1 protein-coding gene is annotated in these 1799 nt (G+C 43.4%); it reads left to right on the top strand.

Annotation, left to right across the window (positions count from 1 at the left end; translation table 11 throughout):
• The first annotated feature begins 65 nt into the window (after positions 1-65).
• Positions 66-1633 (top strand): IS3 family transposase gene (locus tag ACE198_RS27910; RefSeq protein ID WP_375377790.1). Its coding sequence is split into 2 segments (ribosomal slippage): positions 66-549 and positions 549-1633, totalling 1569 coding nucleotides; the frame shifts between segments, so codons are not numbered across the junction.
• Positions 1634-1799: the final 166 nt, after the last annotated feature.

Below are 1799 nucleotides of genomic sequence, written 5' to 3'. Positions count from 1 at the left end.
TTAGGATAGTTGTCGTAAGATACTTTAGTGTTATAGTTAAGTAAATAACACGGAGGTTGATCGATATGACAGGGAAAAATAGAGTAAGATATTCGCAGGAACAAAAAGAGGCAATTGTCAAACGCATGATGCCGCCGAATAACGAATCAGTGACGCCAATTGCGAAAGAAGAAGGCATCACAGAAGTGACATTGTACAAGTGGCGTAAGGAAGCTCGCACAGCTGGTGTGGCAACGCCAGGCAATGGTCAAATTAGCGATAAATGGAACAGCCACGATAAGTTTTTAATCGTGATGGAGACATTCGCGATGAATGAGTTGGAGCTTGCCGAGTATTGTCGTAAGAAAGGTCTGTATCGTGAACAGATTGAAGCATGGAAAAGTGTATGTCTCCAGGCAAATGGTCAGGCATTTGATCAAGCAAAGCAGTTGAATGGTGCATTGAAGGAAGAAAAGAAGCGTGCCAAACAATTAGAAAAAGAGTTACAAAAGAAAGAAAAAGCACTCGCGGAAGCTGCGGCGTTATTACTTTTGCGAAAAAAGGCCCAAGCGATTTGGGGGGACGACGAGGAAGAATGATTAGCCCTTCAAATCGCGCATTAGCTGTCGAACTTATTCAAGAAGCCAATCAAAATGGTGCGCGATTAGCGAAGGCATGCGAGGAACTTCATTTCAGTGTTCGAACATTTGAGCGCTGGGTGGCAGAGGGTGTTGTGAAGGTTGATCAGCGTCCGCTCGCTAAAAGACCAGTGCCGAAAAATAAGTTATCTATGGAAGAAAAAGAGGAAATACTGTCGGTTGTCAAACAAGAGGAATACGCAGATTTACCACCGACACAAATTGTACCAAAGCTTGCGGACCAAGGAACTTACATTGCTTCAGAATCCACATTTTATCGTGTGTTACGTGAGGAAAAAATGCAACATCACCGTGGCCGTAGTCAAAAACCCGAACGAAGAATCCCAGAGAGTCATTTGGCAATATCGACTAACCAGGTGTGGACATGGGATATTACTTGGCTTGGTGGACCTGTGAAAGGTTTGTATTATCGACTCTATCTAATTCTTGATTTATTTAGTAGAAAAGTCGTTGGATGGGAAGTTTGGGAAACAGAAGAGGCCAAACACGCCGAAACGCTCGTGAAAAAAGCAGTTATCAGTGAAAAAATTCAAGGGGCACCACTTGTGTTGCATTCAGATAATGGTAGCCCGATGAAAGCTGAGACATTCCTAAGTTTACTAGAGAAATTGGGCATTCAAAGTTCGTTTTCAAGACCGCGTGTAAGTAATGATAATCCTTACTCAGAGGCAATGTTTCGGACACTCAAATATCGACCGGATTTCCCACACAAAGGGTTTCCGTCACTCGATGAAGCAAGGAAATGGGCACAGCAATTTGTCCATTGGTACAACGAGATTCACCTGCATAGTGGGCTTAATTTTGTGACGCCTGTACAATGTCATACGGGAGAACACATTGCCATATTAGCAAAGCGAAAAGACGTATACGAAGCAGCGAAGGTAAAGCATCCGGAGCGTTGGGCACGAGGCACAAGAAATTGGACACCGAATGAACAGGTAGCCCTCAATCCTATGCGAGATGATGGGAAAGCAAAAGCATTGAGGAAACCATAATATTCGCCATTTTCCTGGTGATTTGAATCGAAAGCACGCTTTTCCTTTCGATTCAAATCACCAGGCCAGCAAGCGTAGCGCGGTAGTCTTGAATAAACACGGTGATTGATGACATTTCTCAAAATACTAAAGTAACTAAATGCGACAACTATATTGACAAACACCG

The organism is Neobacillus sp. KR4-4 (genome assembly GCF_042136325.1).
Classification (GTDB): Bacteria; Bacillota; Bacilli; order Bacillales; family Cytobacillaceae; genus Neobacillus.
This window is presented reverse-complemented; position numbering and strand designations above follow the sequence as displayed.